Consider the following 2,286-nt stretch of genomic DNA (forward strand, 5'->3'; position numbering starts at 1 on the left):
CACAGAACGACATGGCTACGATCCGACTTCCGCGCCGCCGAGCAGGCGCGCCGCCGTCTCGGCGCGCGGGCGCGGGAGCGCGCCGTCGGGGCCCGCGGTCGCGGCGGCGAGCGTGGCCAGCATGTCGAGCGCGCGCGAGAGGTACCACACGTCCGGCTGCGCGCGCAGCACGGCGGCCGCCTCGCGCGCGTGCGCCACCGCGGCCGGCAGGTCGCCGCGCGCCAGCGCGACCTCCGCCATCCCCTGCACGCACAGCGACAGGAACCACCGCTCGCCCACCGCGATCAGCGCCGCGCGCGCCGCCGCGTAGTCGTCGGCCGCCTCGGCGTGCGCGCCCCCGCGCACCAGGACCAGCGCGCGGCGCATGCGCATCACCGGCGCCAGCCACGCGTCGCCCAGCGCCTCCGCGATCGCCACCGCCGTGTCCATCTCGCGCCGCGACGCCGCGAGGTCGCCGAGCATGCTGTGCGCGAGCCCGCCGATCTGGTGCATGATCGCGCGGCCGCGCCCGAGCCGCGCGCGCGTCACGGCGTCGAGCGCCGGCTCGCGGGCCACCGCGTCCCACAGCTCGAGCGCGCGCGCCACCTCGGCCAGCATCCCCGCCGGCTCGCCGGCGAAGTACGACAGCCCCGACTTGCCGTAGAAGAAGCTGGCCAGCCACACGCGGTCGGCGAGCGGGCGCGGGACGTCGGGGCCGTCGCGGTCGACGGCGGCGAGCACGCGCGCCGTCCACCCGCGCGCCTCCTCCCACGCCATCCCCGCCGAGATGAAGAACCACGCGAGCGCGCCGGCGATGCGGATCGCCACCGACGGGTCGCCCGACGGGCCCGCGCTCCACGCCAGCGCGGCGCGGATGTCGTCCACGTCGCGCCGCAGCCGGTCCACCGTCGGGCCGCGCGCGGGGCTCCACAGCGCCGGCTCCGCCTCCTCGGCGAGGCGCGCCACCCAGCGCGCGTGGCGCGCGCGCGCCAGCGGCAGGTCGGGGGTGCCGCGCAGCAGCCCGGCGCCGTACTGCCGCACCGTCTCCAGCAGCCGGTAGCGCGCCTCGCCCCCCTCCTCGCGCACGTCGACCAGCGACAGCTCGACCAGCCGCCCCAGCGCGGCCACCAGCCGCACGTCGCCGACGGCGAACGTCCCCGTGGCGAACGGGCTCGCGGCCGGGCGGTCGTCGGGGTCGCGGTCGCCGCACACCGCCTCGACCGCCTCCAGCGTGAAGCCGGCGCGGAACACCGACAGGCGGCGCAGCAGCCGCCGCTCCTCCTCGCTGAGCAGGGCGTAGCTCCAGTCGAGCAGCGCGCGCAGCGTGCGCTGGCGCGACGGCGCGGTGCGGCGGCCGCGCGTCAGCACCGCGAACGCGTCGTCGAGCCGCTCGGCCATCCCGTCCACGCCCAGCGTGCCGACCGACGCCGCCGCCAGCTCCAGCGCCAGCGGGAGCCCGTCGAGGCGCGCGCAGATCGCCGCCACCGCAGGCGCGGTGCGGTCGGTGAGCGCGAAGTCGGGGAGCGTCGCGCGCGCCCGGTCGACGAACAGCCGCACCGCGTCGTAGGCGGCCAGCGCCTCGGCGGTCGGCGGGCGCGCCCCGGGGGTCGGGCGCTCGGGGTGGGCGAGCGGCGGCGCGAGCCACGCCACCTCCCCCTCCACCGCCAGCGCCTCGCGGCTCGTCGCCAGCACGGCCAGCCCGGGCGCCGCGCGCAGCAGCGCCTCGACGGTGGTGGCGCAGGCGTCGACGACGTGCTCGCAGTTGTCGAGCACCAGCAGCGCGCGGCGCGCGTGCAGCGCGGCCGACAGCGCGGCGTGCACGTCGACCCCCGGCGGCGCGTTCACCTGGAGCACGCCCGCGATCGCCGGCGGCACGTCGGCGGCGCCGGCGATCGGGGCGAGGTCGACCCACCACACGCCGTCGGGGAAGCGCGCCGCCGCGTCGTCGGCGTCGTGCGCCAGCGCGTCGGCCCGCGCGCGCGCCAGCCGGTTCTTGCCGGCGCCGCCGGGCCCGGTGACCGTCACCAGCCGCGCGCGCTCGATCGCCTCGCGCAGCGCGCGGTGCTCGCGCTCGCGCCCGACGAACGTCGACAGCGCGCGCGGGACGTGGCCGGGGAGCGGGGCGGGGGGCGCGGGGGCGGCCGGGTGCGGCGGGGACGACACGGCGGGCAATCTACACGGCGCCGCGCGCCGTCACGCCACCAGCTGCCGCGCGCGCTTCTCGCGGTAGAGCGCGGCGTCGGCGCGCGCCATCGTCGCCGCCAGCGGCTCGCCCCCCTCGCGCAGCACCGCGCCGTCGCGCCAGCG

1 protein-coding gene is annotated in these 2,286 nt (G+C 79.9%); it reads right to left on the reverse strand.

What is annotated here, in order from left to right:
• Positions 1-15 precede the first annotated feature (15 nt).
• Positions 16-2,142 (reverse strand): hypothetical protein, encoded by a 2,127-nt coding sequence (locus PYV61_RS24390; protein ID WP_275836478.1) that lies wholly within the window; start codon positions 2,140-2,142, stop codon positions 16-18.
• Positions 2,143-2,286 lie beyond the last annotated feature (144 nt).

It is taken from the genome of Roseisolibacter sp. H3M3-2 (assembly GCF_029211165.1).
GTDB lineage: Bacteria > Gemmatimonadota > Gemmatimonadetes > Gemmatimonadales > Gemmatimonadaceae > Roseisolibacter.